Genomic DNA, 19,687 nt, shown 5'->3' on the forward strand with positions numbered 1-19,687 from the left:
CCCCGCGGTCTTTCAAGTAGAGTGGTCTTTAGAGCCAAACGTCACGCGCGCTGCGGCTTTTTACGCGCGGCCTTCGAGCAGCCTCGTGGCGCGCGCCTCAATGCCTTTCGCGTCGAGTTCGTAGTGCGCATAGAGATGGGTCGGCGGCGCAATCAGGCTGTACTCGTCGTAGATACCATGCCGGGTCAACTTGACCGGCAGGCCCTCGCTTGCCAGCACCTCGGCGACCGCACCGCCCAGTCCTCCGAGCACATTGTGCTCTTCCACCGTTAGGATTCGCGGGCTTTGACCAGCGGCGTCTAGGATGGCGTCACGGTCGATCGGTTTCACCGTCGCCATGTCGAGGAAGCCGACGCTTGCGCCTGCGGCCCGCAGCGCGCGGGTCGCTTCGAGGGCGGGGTGAACCGTGGAGCCTGTGGCAATGATCATGAGGTCCGTTCCCGAATAGTGCGAAATCGCCTTGCCGATGGTGAACGGCTGGCGCTGCGCATAGACCTCGGGATCGCGTCCTCGCTGGATACGGATATAGATCGGATGAGGATAGTCGTTCGCAGCCTTGATCACTTCCTTCAGCTGATTGCCATCGGCCGGCGCGATGACCGTGAGGTTGGCGATCGAGCGCATGATGGCGAGGTCTTCAGTCGCATGATGCGAGGTGCCGTAAAAGCCGAGCGAAATGCCGGCGTGGTGGCCGATCAGCCGAACCGGCAGTTTGGAATAGGCGACGTCCATGCGGATCTGCTCGCAGCAGAGCAGTGCGAGGAAAGATGCGAAGGTTGCGACATAAGGTTTCATGCCGACAGCGGCCATGCCTGCTGCGGCCGACACCATGTTCTGCTCCGAGATCCCGAACTGGACGAAGCGATCGGGATGGAGCGCGTGGAACTTCGCAAGGCCGTTCGAATATTGCAGGTCGGCGGTGCCCGCGACGATCGGCTCGCCCGCAGCGACGAGTTCGATAAGAGCGTCCGAGAGTGCATCGAGGCCGGGTGTCACGGCATTGAGCTGGCGGTATTGCCAGGACTTGTCGGAAAGCGGCTTGTTCATCTCAGATCTCCATCGCTTCGATTTCGGCAATTGCGCGCGCAGCATCCGAAGGGTCGAGATAGCCGAGGTGCCAGCCTGGTTCGGTTTCCATGTAGGAGACGCCCTTGCCCTTGACCGTCTCCGCAATAATCATCACAGGGCGTGTCCGCTCGCGATCGGCCTTGAGCGTGCGAAGCAAGGTTGCGACTGCCGCCACATCGTGGCCGTCAACGACATGGGTTTCCCAGCCGAAGGCCTGCCATTTCTCGACAATCGGCTCGACGCCGATGATGTCGTCGACCGATCCGTCAAGCTGGTAACCGTTGCGATCGATGATGCCGATCAGTTTTCCAAGCCCGTTGTGCGCGCCGAAGAGGGCAGCCTCCCAGACCTGACCTTCCTGTAACTCCCCATCGCCGATCATCACGTAGGTGTAGAAGTCCTTGCCCAGCATCCGGCCGGCAAGCGCCATGCCGCAACCAGCCGAAAGGGCGTGGCCGATCGAGCCCGAGCTGAAATCAATGCCGGGCACCTTCGTCATATCAGGATGATCGCCCAGCGGATTGCCGAGGCGGGTATAGCCGTCGAGCACGTCACGATCGATGAAGTCGAGGTCGGCGAGAAGCGGAAAGAGCCCGACGGCCGCGTGCCCCTTGCCCATCATGAAACGGTCGCGATCCTCCCATTTCGGTTCGCCACGTCTGAGGTCCATCGCGTCGTAATAGAGAGCCGAGAACAGCTCGGCTGCGGAAAAGACCGAGGTATAATGGCCGACTTTCGCGATCTCGATCAGCCTGATTGTCTCGAGGCGACAGAACTTCGCGCGGTCCTTGAGGAACGCGATTTCCTCGTCAGTCGGTCTGAGGCTGTTTCGGCCCCCGGTTATTTCGATCCTGCCTGGTTGGGTCACGTGCTGTCCTCGTCCTCAAGGTGGGTCGCCCCACGGAATGCTTGATCACGAGGTCTGTTTTAGCTTTAGAAACGCGCGGCCGCCCGCACGAATAGCTGAAAACAATCTTCAACTATTCCAAAGAAATGAACGGGTTGGCTCATGTTACCTAGTGAGGGACGCAAGTGAAGGCGGCGGTTTTCTCAAGGAGGTAAACAATGAAAGACGGGATGTTTGTTTTCGACGCGGCGGTCCATACCCAGGACTTCGGCGACAACCAGATCAAGCCGGGAAGCGACGGCAGACGTGTGAAACTGCTGCGCTCGCAGATCGCCGGGTTCATCAATTTGACGGGTCGCCGAGGGCCGCCGCCGGAAACGGAAACCTTCTCCAACCCCGATCTCGAATGGGGCAACAAGATGCTCTTCGAGAACTCCGACACCGATATGGCAAGCGCCTGCTCCGTGCCGCTGTTCTCGCACTGGCGGGCCGGGCTTGGTCCGGTCGAACTCAGCGATGCCTTCGCCAAGTCGAACCCGAAACGCGTGGTACTCACCGGTGGTGTTGACCCGGCCTATCACGGGCTTGATTTTGCGCTCGAAGAGATGGAGCGCCAGGTCAGGGAACTCGGCGCCGTTAGCATGAAGTTCTATCAGTACCAGCGCCGTGGCTGTTCATGGCGCGCCGACGATCGCGACATCGCCTATCCGCTCTGGGAGAAGGCGATCGAGCTTGGCATCAAGATGGTGCAGTTCCACAAGGGTTTTCCGCTGGAACTCGGCCCGGTCGAGGCCTTCAAACCCAACGACATCCAGTATGCCGCCGCGGACTTCCCCGAGCTGAACTTCGGGATACATCACCTCGGTGATCCCTATGTCGACGAGACGATCTCGATCGCCAGCCGTTTTGACAACATCTACCTGATCCTGCCGCTCTGGTTTAACCAGTACTACCTCCAGCCCTGGAAGATGCTGGCACGCCTCGGCGAAGCCTTGCTCTATGTCGGCTCCGACCGCATCTGCTACGGCTCCGAGGCCTTCATCTGGCCGCATGTCCAGACCTACATCGATATGCTCGCCAATCTCGAAATGCCGGAGGAGCTGCAGGAGCGCTACGGCTATCCGGAGATCACCCGGGAGATGAAGGAAAATATCCTCGGCAAGGCCTTTGCCCGCGGCATGGGCATCGACATCGAGGCCAAGAAGATCGAACTGGGGCTGGTCTGATGACGGCCCGCTCTGCCATATCGACGGATGCGCTCGAAGCTGCTTTTGCGCGCATCCGCCCCCTGATCCTTGGCCATGGCGGCGATATCGAGATCGCCGATATCAGCTCGGACGGCGTCGTGAGCATCAAGCTCGTTGGCGCCTGCAAGGCCTGCCCCAACATGGCGATGACCTATGTCGGGCCGATCCGCACCTATCTCATGGAAGTGGACGGCGTTGCGGAGGTCCGCTGCGAACAGGTCAATGCAAGCATCAAGACGCTCGATCGACTTGCCCGTAGACTGGGTTCAAGGCCGCTCATCGCCTGAAAAGGCGGAGAGACTGAGAAACGTCAGAAGCCGCGCCCCCGCAAGGAGCGCGGCTTCTTTGCGTCACGGGACGCGTTCCGAATTTTCGCGAACCAGAAAAGAAAACGGCGCGCCATTGGCGCGCCGCGGTTTCGTTCGAATTGGTTTGGTCGACTAGGGAATGATGCGTTCGGCGCGCAGGCGGTCGAACACGTCGATGAAGGAGCGTTCCGTGTCCTGCGTTTCCATAAAGCCGAGCGCTCTCGCCTTGGCCATGGAATGCACGCATTCCATCGGTCGCCCGAGGTCGAGATCGGTGTGCCAGGCAGAGGCAAGGCGATCGAGCTTGTTCGGCTGCAGGGCATGCTGGGTGACGAGCCGGTCCCAGTCATTGCCGAGGTCCTTCATCTGCTCGGCAAGCGAATTGTACTGGCCGGGATACTCCGCCACGGGAATGTCGAAATAGTCGGCGATCGTCTTCCAGAGCTGCTCCCAGCGGAAGACATCGCCGTTGACCGCGTTGAAGGCTTCATTACGGGCGTTCGGTTCCGTGCCGGCCCAGACGATCTGCTTGGCGAGGATGCGCGCGTCGGTGATATCGTTGAGGCCACGATAGGCCGTCGGGCTTCCGGGGAAGCGGAAGGGACGGCCCGTGGCTTTGCAGATCGAGGCGTGTGTAGCCAGCGTCGCGCCGATGTTCATCAGGTTGCCGACCGCGTAGCCGATGATCGTATGAGAGCGGTGCACAGACCAGCCGAAATCGTACTCGGCGGCATAGGCCATGACGATGTCTTCGAGCTCGTAATAAAAATTCTTCTTCGGCAGGCGCGGCGCTGTTTCACGGAAGGGCGTGACTGGCTGGACCTTGCCGTAGTCCTCGAAGGGCCCGAGATAGTGCTTTGTGCCGGTGACAATGCCGACATGCTGGACGCAGCCCTTGTCCTTGAAGGCATCGAGCACATTCTTCAGCATATTGCCGTTGAGGCGAATGTTCTCGTCCTCGTTCGATCCGAGCGTCCATGAGCAATAGAAGATGTGTGTAGGGGCCAGGTGGGAGAGGGCCGCGATCGCCTCGTCCCGCTTCAAAAGGTCAACCGCGTGCGGCTTGATGTAGGACGACCCGAGCGGCGGCCGCCGTGAAGCGCCATGGATTTCCCAGCCGCCGAGATCTCTCAGATGCTCGGCGACGTTCAGCCCGACGATACCCGTCGCACCGACGATCAATGCGCGTTTTTGATACATGGATTCCTCCCTTTGTGACATGTGGTGGAGAGGATGACGGTTTACCCTCTGGTCAGGTAGGCCGGCTTGAGGAATAACTGAAGTGAATTAAGTTCACGAAGGCGATTGGAATGCAAAACCGGGCACTCGAGATGGAAGTCTTCGTGACGATCGTCGAAGCCGGCAGCTTTTCGGCGGCGGCCCGGGTCTTCTCGATGTCGCCTTCGGCCATCAGCAAGCTGGTCACGCGTCTTGAAAAACGCCTCGGCGTACAGCTCGTGGTGCGCTCGACCCGCAGTTTCCGACTGACCACCGAAGGAAACGATTTCTACAAGACGTCCCGGGCCATCGTTCAGGAAATTGCCGAGGCCGAAGCAAAGATCGCACGCAAGGCAGAGGCCGTCGGTGGGCTTTTGAAAGTCAGCACCAACCTGCCGTTCGGCACGCACGTGTTGTCACCTCTCGTCGTGCGGTTTCTCGACGAAAACCTGGGCATGCGGATCGATCTCGAATTCAGCGACGAACCGATCGACCTGATTGCGGAGAAGACCGATATCGCGATCCGAACGGGCGTTCTGCGCGATTCTTCGTTACGTTCCCGTCGGTTGCTGAGTTCACCAAGGCACGTCGTCGCCGCGCCGGATTATCTCGCCCGGCACGGCGAGCCGGCCAGACCGGAGGACCTGCGCAAGCACGCGTGTCTTACCTTTGGCGGCCGTCCGCATCTCAACACCTGGCAGTTCAAGGACCCGGTAGACGGTGCGTCGGTTCATGTCGACGTGGCCGGCAGGCTGGTCGTCAACAACGGCGAATCCATGCGCCACTTCGCGCTGCAGGGGGCCGGTATCGCCCGGCTTTCTGCATTTCATATCAGTCGCGATCTTGCCGAAGGACGCCTCGTTCAGCTGCTCGGTCCTTGGGATGCAGGGGAGACTGAACCCATATCGGCGATCTATTCGGCCCAGACGCATGTGCCGCAGAGAATTCGCAGGTTCTTGGATTTCCTGGCGCGCGCGATCTGACGAGAAGTGATCAGTTGATAAATTATCACTTGATCAGTTTTGGCGATGGTGTTACCTCTTGTGTTAGCTCAGGGAGAGAGCATGGGAGGTTCCCGACCGCCGTTAGGGTCGGAGCCAAGTCTGATTTTCAAAGCATGAGGGCTGACGTCGCTAAGGTGTCAGAACGATTGGCTATGGCAAAAGCAGCACGAAAATACCTCGACGCGGCCGATCGGGAGCAGCAGATCCTCGAATTTGCGATCGATTTCGTCGCCCAGCGAGGACTGCGGTTCACAACGCGCGAACTGGCCGATGCGCTCGGCGTTTCTCAGCCGCTGCTCTACAGGTACTTCAAGAACCGCGACGACCTGCTCCAGAAGATCTATGACGAAGTCTACCTGAAGCGTTGGGATGCGGGCTGGAACGATCTGCTCGCCGATCGTTCGCTGTCGATCCGCGAACGCCTCGTCCGTTACCTTAGGGCCTACACGGCTGCGATCCTCGATGAGCGCTGGATCCGGATCTTCATCGCGTCGGCGCTGGAAGACCCGCAGATCACCCAGAAATATCTCGGTTTGCTGCATGAGACGACCTTTCCGCTGATCTTCGCCGAAATCGCGGCTGAAGTGGGTGTCGAGGTTCCGACAGGTCCGAAGGCGGACGAACTGGTGCTTGAAATCGTCTGGGGTTTTCACTCCAGTTTCTTCTACATGGGCGTGCGGAAATACGTTTACCGCAACAATATCCCGGATGATCTCGATCCGATTATCCGCGCGCGCGTCGAAGTGTTTGTCACCGGCCTTGCCGCGAGCATGAGCGATCTCGGACAGTTCCTGCCCGAGTTGGAGGTCAGCCGATGAACAGCATCCAAGACCTCCGCGTTTTCTCGGAAATCGTCAAATCGAACAGCTTTTCTCTAGCAGCCTCGAAGCTCGGCCTGTCGCCGGCAACGATGAGCGGACGGCTGAAGGCGCTCGAATGTCACTTCGGGGTCGCGTTGTTGAAGCGGACCACACGCTCGCTTTGCCTGACGGAGGAAGGGCGCTATCTCTTCGAAACCTCGCAGACGATCCTTGAGGATTTCGAGCGGCTCGACAAGACGATGCGCGCGCGCAAGAAGAACCCGAACGGAACGGTGACGATCGCAGCACCCACTGAATTCGGGCGGAAGTACCTGATCCCCTTGACCAGCGAGTTCGGCGCCGCTCACCCGGAGATCGGTTTCCGCCTCATCCTTGGTGACGAGGACGTCAATCTGGTCGACGACGATTGCGACATCGTCATTCGCTTTGGCGCCGTGCCTGACAGCGCGCTCACCACGCGCAAGCTTGGCGAAAACCCGATGGTCATTTGTGCGGCTCCCGACTATCTGGCGCGGGTGGGGGCACCGGATGTCCCGTCCGATCTCGCTGCCCATAACTGTCTCGTCTATCTCGACGGCAAGATGGTTGCCGACAAATGGGGTTTCGCCGTCGATGGCGAACCGACGCTCGTTCGCGTCAGCGGCAACCGCATTGTTTCCGACAGGCAGGCGCTGATCGACCTTGCCAAGGCCGGACAAGGCCTCATTCGCGTGTCGTCCTGGGATGTTGCGCGCGAACTGGAAGAGGGAACGCTGGTTGCGGTCCTCAGGGACTTCGACTGCGACCCGGAGATCATTCATCTTCTGTCTGAACCGAGACACCGCCTGCCTTTGCGGACGGCCGAGTTCATCGATTTTCTCCTGCAGCGCGTGAAGCGCCTGAGCCGAAGCGCGGAGCTCTGCAGGACCGAGTACCCAAGGCTGCGCGGCGCCGCCTGATCGCTTTCTCATCGCCCTTGTTTCCAACGGTGCGCCCTTGCTGACCACCGAACGACGACGCATGGAGTTTTTTAGAATGGATTATGGTCTTACCGGCAAGCACGTGTTGATAACGGGTGGTGCCACGGGCATCGGGCGCGCCATCGCCTCCGTCTTTCTCGCCGAGGGAGCGGATGTCACGGTAAGCGGCATCAGTGCCGCGGAGGTCGAGGAGGCGGTTTCCGCTCTCGGTCAACGATGCCGGGGGATCGCAGGCGATCTGACCGCTGCGGGTGAAGCCGAGCGGCTCCATGCATTCGCTTCGTCCCACCGCCCCGTCGATATCCTTATCAACAACATCGGTATCTTCGAAGTGCGCGATTTCTTCGAGACGACGGATGAACACTGGTTTCGCTATTTCGACGTGAACGTCATGACTGGTGTGCGCATGTCGCGGCTGGTGCTGAAGGACATGCTGGCGCGAGGCGAAGGCAGCGTTGTCTTCATCAGCAGCGAAAGCGCCGTCAAGCCGCAGCCATGGATGGCGCATTACGGCGCCATGAAGACCTGCCTGCTCGGTCTGTCGCGCGCGCTTGCCGAACTGACGAAAGGCACCCGGGTCAGGGTCAACACCATCCTGCCGGGGCCGACGAACACCGAAGCGGTGCGCCGATACCACCAGGAAATCGCCGACGAGAAGGGTACGACCCGCGACACGGTCGTCTCCGACTACTTCGACGAAACCGAGCCGACCTCGCTCATCAGGCGAATGATCGAGCCAGACGAGGTGGCGCGCAGCGTCGTGCATCTGGCGGCAAGCTCGCACCTCAACGGCATGGCGATGCGTGCGGAGGGCGGCACCATCAGGGCCATTCTCTGAGCCTTCTTCAGCGGGGCTGAAGAGTGAATTCAGGGCAACGTCCTCAATCGCAAGCACCAATCGGTTTATCAATAAAATCAGCAGGTTTCGGGAGGTGCAGGTGAACAGATTTGATCTTGGCGGCAAGCGTGCGTTCGTCACTGGCGCAGCAAGTGGACTCGGGCAGGCAATCGCAATCGCGCTTGCCGAAGCGGGTGCCCATGTCGCCTGCTTCGACTTGCCGCGTGCAGCCGGCCAGGACGAGACGCTGGCAGCCATCTCCGCGACCGGCAACAGAGTGCTGGCCCTCGAGGGCGACGTCACCGATCGCAGTTCCATCGAGGCCGCATTCGATCGAGCCGAGCGCGAGCTCGGCGAGATCGATATCGCCGCCAATAGCGCCGGCATCGCCAATGTCAGTGCGGCCGAGACTATGCCGCAGTCGCAGTTCCTGCGGATGATGGACATCAACCTCAACGGGCTCTTCTGGTCCTGCCAGGTCGAGGGCCGCCGCATGCTGGAGCGTGGCCGCGGCTCCATTCTCAACATGGCGTCGATCTGTGGCTCGACCGCCATCCCCGGTCTTGAGCAGGTGCACTACGACGCGACGAAGGCGGCGGTGATCCGCCTGACGAAGAGCCTTGCCGCCGAATGGGCCGGGCGGGGTGTGCGCGTCAACTGCCTCAGTCCAGGCTTCATGGCCACGCCCATGAACAGCCGGCCGGAAGTGGCCGAGAACGTCCGCAAGTTCGCCGAGATGACACCGATGAAACGCATGGGGCAGCCACACGAAGTGGGCGGGCCGGCGGTGTTCCTCGCAAGCGAGGCGGCGAGTTACTGCACCGGTGTCGATCTCAATATCGACGGCGGTTTTCTATCAATCTGACGACAGAGTGGGAGGAGAAATCATGTCGACAGTTCTGAAATTTACCAGCGCCGCGATCATCGCCTTATTGGCCGCGTCACCGGCGCTCGCCAAGCCCGTCAAGATCGGCTGGATCCAGGGTAACGCCGCTTTCCAGGCCGAACAGCGCACCCAGGACGGCTTCAAGAAGTACCTGACCGAAAACAACATCGATGATTGGGAGGTGACCTATCTCGACTCTGCCGGTTCTGCCGAGAAGGTCGCCAACAACATCGAGGATGCGGTTAACCGCGGTGTCGACGTCATTTACGTGACCTATGCGGATCTGCGCGCCTCCAGCAACGCCCTCAAGGGCGCAGAATCAGCCCACATTCCAGTCTACACGGTCGACTCCGGCTGGATCCCCGGCTCGACCGCTGACATCACCACCAACAATTGGCAGATGTCTGCTGAGGTGTCGCTGAGCCTGATCAGCCAGATGAAGGGCAAGGGCAACCTCATCATTATCACCACCGACAAGATCAAGCCGGTGCGCGAGCGCACCGACACCTTGCGGGCGATCCTGAAGGAATATCCCGACATCAAGGTCATCGGCGAATACAACTTTGACGTCGCCAACTTCTATCAGGAAACGTTGAACGCCGTGCAGGACTTCGCCACACGCTACGGCGAAGAGATCACTGCCGTCTGGACACCTTGGGACGAGCCGGCGCAAGCGGCAATCACGGCTCTCCAAGGCGCTGGGCTGAACGTTCCGGTCTCTGGCATGGACGGGCACCCGGAAGCGATCAAGGCGATCTGCGAGCCGAACTCGATGTTCGTTGCGACCGGGCGGCAGCAGTTCGAGGAGTGGGGCGTGAACCTTGCGACCTATGCCAAGCGGGTCATGCTGGACGGTGATCATCCAAAGGAAGTCACGAACGGCAAGGACATCGTCTATTACGGTGCCACGCTCTTCACCAAGGACAACTGCAAGTGAACCGTCGGGCGGGCGGTGCTGCCGCCCGTCCATTTCGGAGGTGCAACATGTCGATTGTTCTTGAGAACATCACCAAGCAATGGCCGGGCACGCTCGCACTCGATGGCGTATCCATCGAGATCGTCGAGGGCCGTGTGCACGGCATTGTCGGCGAGAACGGAGCCGGCAAGACGACGCTTGTCAGCATTTTGAGCGGTGCCGTCCAGCCGACGGCCGGCACGCTCAGCATGGCGGGCCAACCGGTCGCATTCGAAAACCCGGCGGCGGCTGTGGCAAACGGCGTTTCGCTCGTATCGCAGGAAGGCAGCCTGGTGCCGCATCTGACCGGCGCCGAGAACATCTGTCTCGGCTTCGAGCCGGTCAAACGCCGGTTCTTCATCAACCGGCGCGGGGTTCAGCGGCAGGCGGAAGAGCTCGCGAAACAGTGGTTCCCGGATACGGCAATCGCGCTCAACCGCAAGGTTGACGAGCTTCCCTATGCCGATCAGAAGGTCATCGAAATCCTTCGTGCCCTGCACTCGCGGCCCAAGGTTCTGATCCTCGACGAGCCCACGGCGACGCTGCCGGCTAAGGAAAAGCAGAGCCTCTGGACGCTGATCCGCCAATTGTCCGATGCCGGGATGGCGGTCGTCCTCATCAGTCACTTCCTGCAGGAAGTGATCGATCTTTGCGATGAGATCACCGTGCTGCAGGATGGCCGCAAGGTGAGCCACCTTTCCAATGCCGGGCACGAAGTCACCGAGCGTCAACTGATCGACCTAATGCTCAATCGTGGGCAGGCCGGCAACCAACATCGTCTGCCTGATGGTGCCCTGACGGAGCGCACGCTTGCTGCCGACGCGGAGATCGTCGTCGATATCGAGGGCTGGCAAGGCGAGCGTTTCCATATGGACGGCCTTAAGGTTCGCAGCGGCGAGATTGTCGGTCTGATCGGCCTGACCGGTTCGGGGCATTTCGAGTTCGCCCAGTCGCTGTTCGAGCCGCGCCTGGCGACGGCCGGTCGATACCGGTTCAAGAGCAAGGACGTCGGGCGGGCCAGCGTGCGCGACATGAAACGCTGTGGTGCAGCACTTATCCCGGATCACCGGATGATCAATGCCATGATCGGCGACTGGACCGTGCGCGAGAACATGTCGATGGCCGGGATCCAGGAAACGAGCCTCAAGCCTTTCGGAATTGTTCAGACCGGCCGCGAGCGTGCCGAGACACAGCGTCTGATCAAGCGGCTGAACATCAAGACATCGAGTGCGGAGACGAAGATCGTCGAACTGAGTGGCGGCAACAAGCAGAAGGTCTCCGTCGCCAAATGGCAATTCGCTTCCGAGGGCAGGTACAAGCTCTTCGTCTTTCTCGAGCCAACCGAAGGCGTGGATGTCGGCGCAAAGCGCGAGATCCACGAGCTCATCGTCTCGCTCGCCGAACGTGGCGCGGCTGTCATCGTTGCATCGAGCGATCTCCTCGAGATCGCCCATGTGGCTGACCGGGTCGTGGCGTTCAGGAATGGCCGGGACGCCGACCAGATTGCCCGTCGCGATTTCAGCGAGGCCGTCTTCATCAATGCAATTGCGGGGGTAACCCAATGACCATGACAACGACTATTGCTCCGGAGAAAGCGTCCCGCCCGATGCGCATTGGCACACTCATCCAGAAGTACAGCACGCTTGCCGTTCTGATCATCCTTTTCCTGGCTTTCGCGGTCGGCACGGATCGGTTCTTCACCGGCACCAACCTCGTCAACATCCTCCAGCAGATCTCGATGTTGACCATCGTCGCGGTCGGTCTGACCTTTGGGTTTGCCGCCAAGGAGATGGATCTTTCCGTCGGCTATGTCGTTGGACTCGCCGGTCTGCTCGCCCCCCTCTTGATGGTGGCGGGCGTGCCGATCCCCTTGTCGATCGTCGGCGCGCTCGTCGCGGGTCTTGGCGTCGGCCTCATCAATTCCGCGCTCGTCGTCGGCGTCGGAGTTCCGTCGCTGATCGCGACACTCGCGGCCGGCTCCATTCTGTGGGGCATCAACTTCATGATTTCCGGCGGGCGAGCGATCTATGGCGGCATTCCCGCCGACTATCTGGCGGTCGGCCAGGGCAAGGTCTTAGGCATACTGCCCTATCCGGCGCTGATCATGTTGGTCATTGTTGGCAGTTCGTGGTTCGTCATGGAGCGCACGACCTTTGGTCGCTACCTTTATGCCGTCGGCGGCAATGCCCGCGCCGCCGAACTTTCGGGCATCAAGGTGCGCTCCTATCGGGTCTATGGCCTTGCACTGAGCTCGCTCTTTGCCGCGATCTCCGGGATCATACTCTCGGCCCGGCTTGGTTCGGGTCAGCCGAATGGCGGTGAAACCTATCTTCTGGATGGCCTTGCTGCCGTGTTCATCGGCATGACGATGCTTCGCCCCGGCACGGCGACCGTGATGGGCACGTTCTTCGGGGCGCTGCTGATCGGCATCATGAACAACGGTCTCAACCTGGTGGGCATGGACACTTACGTGCAAAGCATCGTCAAGGGCATCATCATCGTCATCGCCGTGTCGGTGGTCTCCCGCACGACGAAGCTGAAGCTTCTTTGACCAACCGGTCGAGGGAGGATGCTGAAGAAACCTTGACGCGCTCCTCGATTGCCGTGGCATCCTTGTTGCGGCCGTCGAGAAGTATGTGGAGGAGACTGCAGCCATGAATCTGAACCTGAAAGACAAGGTCGTCATCGTCACCGGCGCAAGCTCCGGCATCGGGCTGGAAACGGCCAAGGCGCTTCTTGCCGAAGGCGCCCGCGTGCTGGGGGTCAGCCGTGACATGGCGCCGGTGAGAGACCTAGCCGCACATGCCCGCTGGCGGACATACGAGGTCGATCTTGGGGAGAAAGGCGCAGGGGAAGCTGCTGCGGACACGGCGCTCAAAGCCTTCGGCCGCATCGACGTGCTCTTCAATAATGCTGGCATCTGTCCAACGCGCGGCGGTTTTCTCGACGTTTCGGACGAGGATTGGGCGCAGACGCTCAATGTCAATCTCATGGGCTATGTCCGTATGGCGCGAGCTGTAATTCCCACCATGCTCGCGCAGAAGAGGGGTGTGCTTATCCATTGTGGTTCGGAGGCCGGGCGCATGCCGCATCCGCTGTTGCCAGACTACAGCACCTCCAAAGCGGCAATCGCGCTTCTGTCCAAAGCGCTTGCACGTGAGTTCACGTCCAAGGGCATTCGCTCGAATGTGGTTGCGCCCGCCCACATACGAACTGAGCTGTGGGACCGTCCGGGCGGGTTCCTTCACGCGCTTGCGGAGCGCTACGGTACCACGATCGACGGCGCGGTGGACGCGTTCCTTGCTGAATCAAGACTGCCCGCGGGGCGGCTTGGCACCGCCCGGGACGTGGCCATGGCGGTTCTTTACCTGGCCTCGGACCTCTCCGAGTTCATTAGTGGCGACGTGATCAATATCGATGGTGGGGTCATACCCACCACGTGACGGAGAAACCGGGATGATACCGATGATTGAGAGCAGCGTTGGAATGTCGAAGGCTTTTCGCGATGAGATTGCGAATGCGGACGAGCGGGTCGGACAGGTTCTCGTGTCCGAAACTGACTTCGTGCGTGTCTGGCACATCTGCCTCGCCCCCGGTGAACGTCTCGGTTTCCACCGACATCAGCTGGATTACTGCTGGATTGCGCTGACGTCAGGACGGTCCCGCTCCACATATTCAGATGGGAAGGCTGTCGTTACCGACTACAACGCCGGCGACTGCAAGGTCTTCGCCTTTGCTGCCGACGAGACGATGGTTCACGATCTGACCAACATCGGCGGGACGCATCTCGCTTTCACAACTATAGAATTCAAGGGCGCGCTCGCGCGAGAGCGCGACAGGGTTGAACCACCAAAAAACGCTGTCCGCGATCTCAATGACTCCATGTGACGCAAGGCGGACGCTTTGCTATGGAATGTTCCTTCTGTGCGTCCAAGGTCGCATAATGTATCGACAGGAACGCTTTAGCCGCTTGCTCCCTCGCTCAGTATTTCCATGTACGCGCGATAGACGAAGACTCGGCCACGCCGTCGACCTGTTGCTTCTTCGACGATCCCAAGTTTCTGGAGTTGGTCTAGAGCTGCGTTGACGGTGGGCATGGTTAGTCCGCTCCGTTTCATCGCCGTGGGGGCGGTCAGATAAGGGCTGGTGCGCATGGCTTCGTGGATCTGGAGGACTGACCCCGTACGCTCAGACTCCCTTACGATGCGTTCGCGGTCGCCGTCGAACAGTCGTGCAATTTGATTGGCAGTCTCAAAAGCTTGTTCCGCTGTTTCGGCGATTCCATGTCGGCGGTAATTCGCTTGTTGGAAAGCGGATGGTCAAGAAGCAGCAGACGCGATGGTCGCTCCACGGCGCTCACATGCTCACGCAGGTCCGGACGACCGCGTTGAACGGCGGACTTCGCGATCGCTTCAGGGCACCATTCCGACAGCCAGACCCGAACGTGCCTTCGATATTCAAACCCAAGCCACCCCCTTTGCGCCGCCGGACCCTCGAGAAGTTACCGGTCTCCAAAGGGGCAATCTCAATTAACTGCCAACTCTTAAATTTAGTGCCAGGCTATCTTGTTGAAACTATTGCTGTCGGAGTCTTGCGGTTAAATGCAAAACGACATGGGCGCTTTGTAGCCGCTATAGGCATTGATCCCTTCGGTCGCACCAAGGTCGCCGGAGCGGATCTGCGGCATCTTCGGCAGTAGATCGGTGATTATCTTGGCCACGCTGCTCTTACCCATCCTTGCAAGCGGTCTGGCGATCCGTTCCTCGGCGACGTAGTGAGCGGGCAGGGCTTTTGCTGTCATTTGGACGGCGCAACATCGGCCCCGTGCGCAGTCATGACCCGGAGGTAGTCTTTTCCAAGAGCCCCGTCGTTGTAGTCGCACCAGTCTTGATATTGGACCATACTGACCATCCCTGCGCGAAGAGTTCGCGACGCGTTCTAAGAAGGTGGCGGTTCCGGCGGCTCGAAACTGGTGGTCGAGCATCTGAACCAAACGGTTCCGCACAATCAAGCAGCTCTCAAAAGTTTGCTGCCGTCAGCAGGCGGAAATGTCGCTTCATCGGAAACGCAACAGGCCCGTTATCAGAAAAACGCGCATGACGTGTAGACCCTCCAATCCCATTGCAAGGTCGAGATGCGGTCCGCGAGCCGGCGGTGGAGCTCGTAGCGTAGAAATAATCAGCGGTAAAAGGCGCCATGCAGCTGTTGATGTCGGGTTGGAAAGCCGGCAAGCGTTCACTGCGACCAGAGAGTCACGTTGAAATTGCGGCCACTGCTCATGGATATATGATCAAGAATGGGAATATTGATTATCTTTATATGTTCTATTAAGCTGACCATGATCATTTATTTGTGATAATTTTCTTCTTTATGGACATAAATATATGAACAGAAAGCAAGCCGCGCTCGCGCGAAAACAGTTGGAAAGACGTCTCGCGCCCGTGCGAGAACTCAAAATCATCTCGCCGCCTCGCGGTTGGATGAAGGCCATCCGGGAAGCTCTTGGTATGACCACCCGACAACTTGCCCACCGCATGGGAGCGGCTCCGTCTCGCATACCGGCCATCGAGAAGGCCGAGGTTTCCGGAGCGACAACAATCAAGACCCTTCGTGAGGCCGCTGCGGCAATGAACTGCACGTTCGTCTACGCTTTCGTGCCGATAAAACCGCTCGACGATATCCTTTACGAGCGTGCCGCCGAAAAGGTGGGCGAGGATATGACGAGGCTCGACCACACCATGCGGCTGGAGAATCAGGCGCTGCTTAAGTCGGACCTGGAGGCAGAACGTCGGCGGCTCGTGGAATCCCTGCTTACCGACGCTGCACGGCGCCTTTGGGATGAGGATTGAGATACATGGCTGAAGATCCTCTATTCGAGCACGACGACGAGGCAAACACCCCTCTACCCCCTGAGGAGCGGGAGCGGCTCATCCCTTCCTACATCACCTTGCGGCACGAGTTGAATGAGGCCGAGCAAGTCAATATCGGCGAGGGCCTGCGGTGGGCAACGTCGCGAAAAAGGGACGTGCTCGACCAGGCTTTTCTTTGTGAGCTGCATCGCCGCATGTTTGGGGACGTTTGGGACTGGGCTGGGGACTACAGAACCACGCCTCGCAATATCGGTATCGATGCCTATCGCATCTCAGTGGCAGTCAGGCAGGTGGTCGACGACGTACGCTACTGGGTCGAACACGAAACTTTTCCGCCCGACGAGATCGCCGTGCGGTTCAGTCATATGCTCGTGGCCATTCATCCCTTTCCGAACGGGAACGGCAGATTTTCCCGGCTGGCTGGTGATCTGCTGGCACGTCGGCTTGGCCGGCCGCCCTTTACCTGGGGCAGAGCTGATCTGGTGGATGCGGGCGAGACCCGCGCTCGTTATGTTGCGGCCCTTCGGGCGGCTGATAACCACGACATAGGACCGTTGCTGGCGTTCGCCCGCTCTTGAGGTTCGAACGGGGAGTTAGCCAGCCGAACTGAACCGAGGAAGACGATATGAAGACATTCACGCAGTCGCAGTGTCGGGCGAAATGAAAAACTGATCCCCCTGGAGGTGCGGACGAATTCTTGGACTAACAGGAGATAGTTCATGTATTCGTACGAAGACCGCATGAGAGCCGTGCAGCTCTACATCAAGCTTAGCAGACGCGTGAAGTCCATCGCGGACGCGCTGGGGATACACAAGACGGGCTGACAGATCAGAGATCGCGCACCTTGCCCGGCACGGAAGCGCCTGCCGTGGACAACATCGTGTCCAATACCAAACAACGAGGAAAACCCTCTTCGGCTTTCGTCGAGCCATCGATCAGAAATTTGCCTGAGGCGGGCGGGAGAACGCATCCCGTCCTACCCGCTTATGCGGCGTGAGCCGTCTGTGATTGCCCTGCCAGATGGAATCGAAACCCCGGAGCGTCAGCTTCGAGTGCTGCTCAAGCATGTTGTGCCGCATGGCTCGGGCAATAGCGCGCGAAAGCGTTCTGTCATACGTTCGCTCGCCCGGTCCGGCCGGCACGCCGAGCCTCGAACTGTAGAGCGCGTCGTCAGCTTATGGGCAATGCGCCCGCCTTCATCGAATGCAGCAAGCTGGCATGCCGTCGAGTTGCGTGCGGGGTTATACTGATGGATGCCGCCATTGCTCTTGGCACCGCCATGGCGACCGTTGCGCTGTCCGACAGAATGGCGACACCTTCGCCGATTACCTGCATGACTGCATTATGTCCGACATTCCGGCCACGAGGCGCTGATCATCGAGGACGATCTGGGCAGCGAGTTTCGCTATCGGGGCGGTCCGATTCCACCGCTGAAAGCGCTCGATCAGGCCCGCCAGGTCATCTATATCGGCGCCTTCAGCATGACGCTGCTGCAATCCCTGCGCGTCGGGTACATGATCATGCCGAGGGCGCTAGCGGAAAGGTGCCGCCGGCTGATTCAGGTTCGCTATGGGCGTTGCCGCAGTCCACCGAACAGATCGTTACCACGATTGAGTCGTCCGACACATCCAATCCGCGTGTCGAGGATCACCCCGAAATCGCCATCGAGTCTAGCCGGGGCGCGCGCTTGCGAGGATCGCCTGGGCAAGCGTCTCGGCGGCACGCGAGGGCTTGCTGCGGGGATGGGCGATGTGGAACATGTCCTCGAACGTCATGCGCTCGGGGGCGAGCAGCCGCAGGCGACCGTTGCGTACCCATTCGTCGGCGTAGTGGTCGGGCAAGAAGCCGATATAGGCGCCGGAGAGGAGCAATAGCAGCGTGCCCTCCATGTGCGGCGTGGCCGCCGCCCAGTGGAAGTTTACCCCACAGATCGTCTCGGTAAGCATGTAGGTGCGACCAGCAAAAGACTGCGCTTCCAGAACTGCGTCGGTGAGCGCATCGTCGGGCAGGTCGAATAGCGGGTGACCCTGCGCGCAATAGAGTTTCTGCACCTCGGAAAAAACGGGCTGCGTGCGCAAATGCGGCGTCGCGCTGCCGACCGTCGGCATCAGCACGATCTGATAACCACCATTTAGAAGGCCCTGATGTAGCACCTGCGGCGCGGCGACGTCGATCTCCAGATGCACACGCGGCGCCTGTCGGTGGAAGGCGGCGAGTGCCCCCTGGAGATCGAGATCCCGGTTGGTGATCATCGCGTCGACCGTGCCGAAGGTCAGGCTGCCGGTCAGTTCCCCTTGCGCCTCGCCGACACGGCTCTGGAACTTTTCCAGCGAGCCGAAAAGATCCAGCGTCGCCTCATAAACGAGGCGTCCTTCGTCGGTCAGAAGGAAACCGCTGCGCCCGCGGCTGCAGAGGCGTAAGCCCAGCCGCTCCTCAAGGTGGCGCATATGGGTGGAGATGGTCGCCTGCGTCATCCCGAGTGATGATTGCGCGGCGGAAAACCCCCCATGCTGCACGACGGAGGCAAAGACACGCAACAATCTCAACTCTGCATCGCCGAGCGACAGATTGAGGATGCGATGGCGAACCTTGTTGATCATTCATTGATTAAGTCACAACTAAACATCCAATCATAGATATTTTTAAGCGTATCGACCTTCCACACACTCCCTTCATCCTGAGGAGGAGAGACATGGCGGGTAATTCCTATGAAACCGGGCGGCTGAACCTGCCGTTCGTCGGCATCTGCACCTTCGGCAAATATCCCTACCAGCCGGACTGGGATGCGATCGATGCGGATGTGGCGATCCTCGGCGCGCCGTTTGACTGCGGTACGCAATGGCGCGCCGGCACCCGCTTCGGGCCGCGGGCCATCCGCGAGGCATCGACGCTGTTTTCCTTCGGCCATGGGGGCGCCTACGATCACGAGGACGACGTCACCTACCTGCCGAGCGACAAGGTTTCGATCGTCGATATCGGTGACGCCGACATCGTCCACACCGACACGATGAAGAGCCATGCCAACATCGAATTCGGCGTGCGCAAGATCCTGGCCGCCGGCGCGCTTCCGGTGGTGCTCGGCGGTGACCATTCGGTCAACATCCCCTGCATCAACGCGTTTGAAGACGACTGTGCTGGACACGGCCCGATCCATATCGTCCAGATCGACGCGCATCTCGACTTCGTCGACGAGCGGCACGGGGTTCGCTACGGCCACGGCAATCCCATGCGCCGGGCCGCCGAGAAGCCCTATGTCTCCGGGCTCTCGCAGTTCGGCATCCGCAACGTTTCCTCGACGGCCAAGGAAGGCTACGAGGATGCGCGGTCAATGGGCTCGGATATCCTGTCCGTGCGCCAGATCCGCGCGCTCGGCACGGAGAAGGTTGCTTCGCGCGTGCCGGCCGGAGCCCGCTACTACGTCACGATCGATATCGACGGCTTCGATCCCTCGATTGCGCCGGGCACCGGCACGCCGTCCCATGGCGGCTTCATCTATTACGAGGTGCTGGAGATCCTCTCGATACTCGCCAGGCGCGGCACCATCGTCGGCATCGACCTGGTCGAGGTTGCGCCGGATTACGACCACTCAGGCTCGACCTCGATCCTCGCCGCCCAGGTGCTGATGAACCTCATCGGCCGCGTCATGCACGCCAAGAGAGGCTGAGA

Annotated in this window: 20 protein-coding genes and 1 pseudogene; 15 read left to right on the forward strand and 6 right to left on the reverse strand. The window is 60.0% G+C overall.

Translation table 11 applies throughout. The features are described 5' to 3' along the window. Positions 1-60: 60 nt before the first annotated feature. Both FA04_RS28990 and FA04_RS28995 read right to left on the reverse strand, forming a co-directional pair. Positions 61-1,047 carry a transketolase family protein gene (locus FA04_RS28990; protein ID WP_034798524.1) on the reverse strand — a complete coding sequence of 329 codons (987 nt, stop codon included), beginning with the start codon at positions 1,045-1,047 and terminating at the stop codon, positions 61-63. Between the two features lies 1 nt (position 1,048). Further along, positions 1,049-1,870, reverse strand: coding sequence for a transketolase (locus FA04_RS28995; RefSeq protein ID WP_418235977.1), 822 nt, complete (start codon positions 1,868-1,870; stop codon positions 1,049-1,051). 263 nt (positions 1,871-2,133) lie between these two features. On the opposite strand from FA04_RS28995, the gene FA04_RS29000 reads away from it, so the two are divergent. Both FA04_RS29000 and FA04_RS29005 read left to right on the forward strand, forming a co-directional pair. Then, a complete protein-coding gene (locus FA04_RS29000) occupies positions 2,134-3,141 on the forward strand; it encodes an amidohydrolase family protein (protein ID WP_034798525.1) in 1,008 nt (335 codons plus the stop codon). Then, positions 3,141-3,449, forward strand: coding sequence for a NifU family protein (locus tag FA04_RS29005; protein ID WP_034798527.1), 309 nt, complete (start codon positions 3,141-3,143; stop codon positions 3,447-3,449). The genes FA04_RS29000 and FA04_RS29005 overlap by 1 nt, the downstream gene beginning before the upstream one ends. A 153-nt stretch (positions 3,450-3,602) precedes the next feature. Here the strand turns inward: FA04_RS29005 and FA04_RS29010 are convergent, their stop codons facing one another. Beyond that, positions 3,603-4,670, reverse strand: a complete 1,068-nt coding sequence (locus tag FA04_RS29010) for an SDR family oxidoreductase (RefSeq protein ID WP_034798529.1) — start codon at positions 4,668-4,670, stop codon at positions 3,603-3,605. 110 nt (positions 4,671-4,780) lie between these two features. Between FA04_RS29010 and FA04_RS29015 the strand changes: the two genes are divergently transcribed. The 10 genes from FA04_RS29015 to FA04_RS29060 all read left to right on the forward strand — a co-directional run bounded on the left by FA04_RS29015 (position 4,781) and on the right by FA04_RS29060 (position 14,039). After that, on the forward strand, positions 4,781-5,671 hold the full coding sequence (locus tag FA04_RS29015; protein WP_034798531.1) for a LysR family transcriptional regulator: 891 nt from the start codon (positions 4,781-4,783) through the stop codon (positions 5,669-5,671). A gap of 173 nt (positions 5,672-5,844) precedes the next feature. Then, a complete protein-coding gene (locus tag FA04_RS29020; RefSeq protein ID WP_051659438.1) occupies positions 5,845-6,510 on the forward strand; it encodes a TetR/AcrR family transcriptional regulator in 666 nt (221 codons plus the stop codon). Beyond that, the gene (locus FA04_RS29025; protein WP_051659439.1) at positions 6,507-7,451 is read left to right on the forward strand and encodes a LysR family transcriptional regulator; all 945 of its coding nucleotides are present in this window, start codon (positions 6,507-6,509) and stop codon (positions 7,449-7,451) included. Before FA04_RS29020 ends, FA04_RS29025 begins: the two co-directional genes overlap by 4 nt. A 76-nt stretch (positions 7,452-7,527) precedes the next feature. Then, on the forward strand, positions 7,528-8,310 hold the full coding sequence (locus FA04_RS29030; RefSeq protein WP_034798533.1) for an SDR family NAD(P)-dependent oxidoreductase: 783 nt from the start codon (positions 7,528-7,530) through the stop codon (positions 8,308-8,310). Positions 8,311-8,410: 100 nt separating this feature from the next. After that, positions 8,411-9,175 carry an SDR family oxidoreductase gene (locus FA04_RS29035; RefSeq protein ID WP_051659440.1) on the forward strand — a complete coding sequence of 255 codons (765 nt, stop codon included), beginning with the start codon at positions 8,411-8,413 and terminating at the stop codon, positions 9,173-9,175. 22 nt (positions 9,176-9,197) lie between these two features. After that, on the forward strand, positions 9,198-10,133 hold the full coding sequence (locus tag FA04_RS29040) for a sugar ABC transporter substrate-binding protein (RefSeq protein ID WP_034798535.1): 936 nt from the start codon (positions 9,198-9,200) through the stop codon (positions 10,131-10,133). Between the two features lie 47 nt (positions 10,134-10,180). Next, positions 10,181-11,716: a sugar ABC transporter ATP-binding protein gene (locus FA04_RS29045; RefSeq protein WP_034798537.1), complete on the forward strand. Its 1,536-nt coding sequence runs from the start codon at positions 10,181-10,183 to the stop codon at positions 11,714-11,716. 41 nt (positions 11,717-11,757) lie between these two features. Continuing rightward, positions 11,758-12,702: an ABC transporter permease gene (locus FA04_RS29050; RefSeq protein ID WP_234798869.1), complete on the forward strand. Its 945-nt coding sequence runs from the start codon at positions 11,758-11,760 to the stop codon at positions 12,700-12,702. Between the two features lie 103 nt (positions 12,703-12,805). Then, on the forward strand, positions 12,806-13,594 hold the full coding sequence (locus tag FA04_RS29055) for an SDR family NAD(P)-dependent oxidoreductase (protein WP_034798539.1): 789 nt from the start codon (positions 12,806-12,808) through the stop codon (positions 13,592-13,594). A 22-nt stretch (positions 13,595-13,616) separates the two neighbouring features. Then, complete coding sequence (locus FA04_RS29060) at positions 13,617-14,039, forward strand: cupin domain-containing protein (protein WP_177235763.1); 423 nt, start codon at positions 13,617-13,619, stop codon at positions 14,037-14,039. Positions 14,040-14,113: 74 nt separating this feature from the next. On the opposite strand, the pseudogene FA04_RS36605 reads toward FA04_RS29060, so the two are convergent. Continuing rightward, positions 14,114-14,434: pseudogene (locus FA04_RS36605) on the reverse strand (Fic family protein); the annotation flags it as partial. 314 nt (positions 14,435-14,748) lie between these two features. Continuing rightward, on the reverse strand, positions 14,749-14,952 hold the full coding sequence (locus tag FA04_RS34640) for a hypothetical protein (RefSeq protein ID WP_176960320.1): 204 nt from the start codon (positions 14,950-14,952) through the stop codon (positions 14,749-14,751). Between the two features lie 583 nt (positions 14,953-15,535). Between FA04_RS34640 and FA04_RS29065 the strand changes: the two genes are divergently transcribed. Both FA04_RS29065 and FA04_RS29070 read left to right on the forward strand, forming a co-directional pair. Then, positions 15,536-16,000: a mobile mystery protein A gene (locus FA04_RS29065; RefSeq protein WP_034798540.1), complete on the forward strand. Its 465-nt coding sequence runs from the start codon at positions 15,536-15,538 to the stop codon at positions 15,998-16,000. A 5-nt stretch (positions 16,001-16,005) separates the two neighbouring features. Further along, positions 16,006-16,599 carry a mobile mystery protein B gene (locus FA04_RS29070; RefSeq protein WP_034798541.1) on the forward strand — a complete coding sequence of 198 codons (594 nt, stop codon included), beginning with the start codon at positions 16,006-16,008 and terminating at the stop codon, positions 16,597-16,599. Positions 16,600-17,691: 1,092 nt separating this feature from the next. On the opposite strand, the gene FA04_RS29075 is transcribed toward FA04_RS29070, so the two are convergent. After that, complete coding sequence (locus FA04_RS29075) at positions 17,692-18,621, reverse strand: LysR family transcriptional regulator (protein ID WP_051659442.1); 930 nt, start codon at positions 18,619-18,621, stop codon at positions 17,692-17,694. 92 nt (positions 18,622-18,713) lie between these two features. Between FA04_RS29075 and speB the strand changes: the two genes are divergently transcribed. Further along, entirely contained in the window at positions 18,714-19,685 is a 972-nt protein-coding gene (gene speB, locus FA04_RS29080) for an agmatinase (RefSeq protein ID WP_034798543.1), read from the forward strand. Positions 19,686-19,687 lie beyond the last annotated feature (2 nt).

Origin of the sequence: Ensifer adhaerens (genome assembly GCF_000697965.2) — a bacterium.
Lineage (GTDB): Bacteria > Pseudomonadota > Alphaproteobacteria > Rhizobiales > Rhizobiaceae > Ensifer > Ensifer adhaerens.

Excerpts from the sequence above, each read along its gene's own strand:
- FA04_RS28990 (WP_034798524.1), bottom strand. The coding sequence starts at position 1,047 with ATGAACAAGCCGCTTTCCGACAAGTCCTGGCAATACCGCCAGCTCAAT.
- FA04_RS29000 (WP_034798525.1), top strand. The coding sequence starts at position 2,134 with ATGAAAGACGGGATGTTTGTTTTCGACGCGGCGGTCCATACCCAGGAC.
- FA04_RS29005 (WP_034798527.1), top strand. The coding sequence starts at position 3,141 with ATGACGGCCCGCTCTGCCATATCGACGGATGCGCTCGAAGCTGCTTTT.
- FA04_RS29010 (WP_034798529.1), bottom strand. The coding sequence starts at position 4,670 with ATGTATCAAAAACGCGCATTGATCGTCGGTGCGACGGGTATCGTCGGG.
- FA04_RS29015 (WP_034798531.1), top strand. The coding sequence starts at position 4,781 with ATGCAAAACCGGGCACTCGAGATGGAAGTCTTCGTGACGATCGTCGAA.
- FA04_RS29020 (WP_051659438.1), top strand. The coding sequence starts at position 5,845 with ATGGCAAAAGCAGCACGAAAATACCTCGACGCGGCCGATCGGGAGCAG.
- FA04_RS29025 (WP_051659439.1), top strand. The coding sequence starts at position 6,507 with ATGAACAGCATCCAAGACCTCCGCGTTTTCTCGGAAATCGTCAAATCG.
- FA04_RS29030 (WP_034798533.1), top strand. The coding sequence starts at position 7,528 with ATGGATTATGGTCTTACCGGCAAGCACGTGTTGATAACGGGTGGTGCC.
- FA04_RS29040 (WP_034798535.1), top strand. The coding sequence starts at position 9,198 with ATGTCGACAGTTCTGAAATTTACCAGCGCCGCGATCATCGCCTTATTG.
- FA04_RS29045 (WP_034798537.1), top strand. The coding sequence starts at position 10,181 with ATGTCGATTGTTCTTGAGAACATCACCAAGCAATGGCCGGGCACGCTC.
- FA04_RS29050 (WP_234798869.1), top strand. The coding sequence starts at position 11,758 with ATGCGCATTGGCACACTCATCCAGAAGTACAGCACGCTTGCCGTTCTG.
- FA04_RS29055 (WP_034798539.1), top strand. The coding sequence starts at position 12,806 with ATGAATCTGAACCTGAAAGACAAGGTCGTCATCGTCACCGGCGCAAGC.
- FA04_RS29060 (WP_177235763.1), top strand. The coding sequence starts at position 13,617 with ATGATTGAGAGCAGCGTTGGAATGTCGAAGGCTTTTCGCGATGAGATT.
- FA04_RS34640 (WP_176960320.1), bottom strand. The coding sequence starts at position 14,952 with ATGACAGCAAAAGCCCTGCCCGCTCACTACGTCGCCGAGGAACGGATC.
- FA04_RS29065 (WP_034798540.1), top strand. The coding sequence starts at position 15,536 with ATGAACAGAAAGCAAGCCGCGCTCGCGCGAAAACAGTTGGAAAGACGT.
- FA04_RS29070 (WP_034798541.1), top strand. The coding sequence starts at position 16,006 with ATGGCTGAAGATCCTCTATTCGAGCACGACGACGAGGCAAACACCCCT.
- FA04_RS29075 (WP_051659442.1), bottom strand. The coding sequence starts at position 18,621 with ATGATCAACAAGGTTCGCCATCGCATCCTCAATCTGTCGCTCGGCGAT.
- speB (WP_034798543.1), top strand. The coding sequence starts at position 18,714 with ATGGCGGGTAATTCCTATGAAACCGGGCGGCTGAACCTGCCGTTCGTC.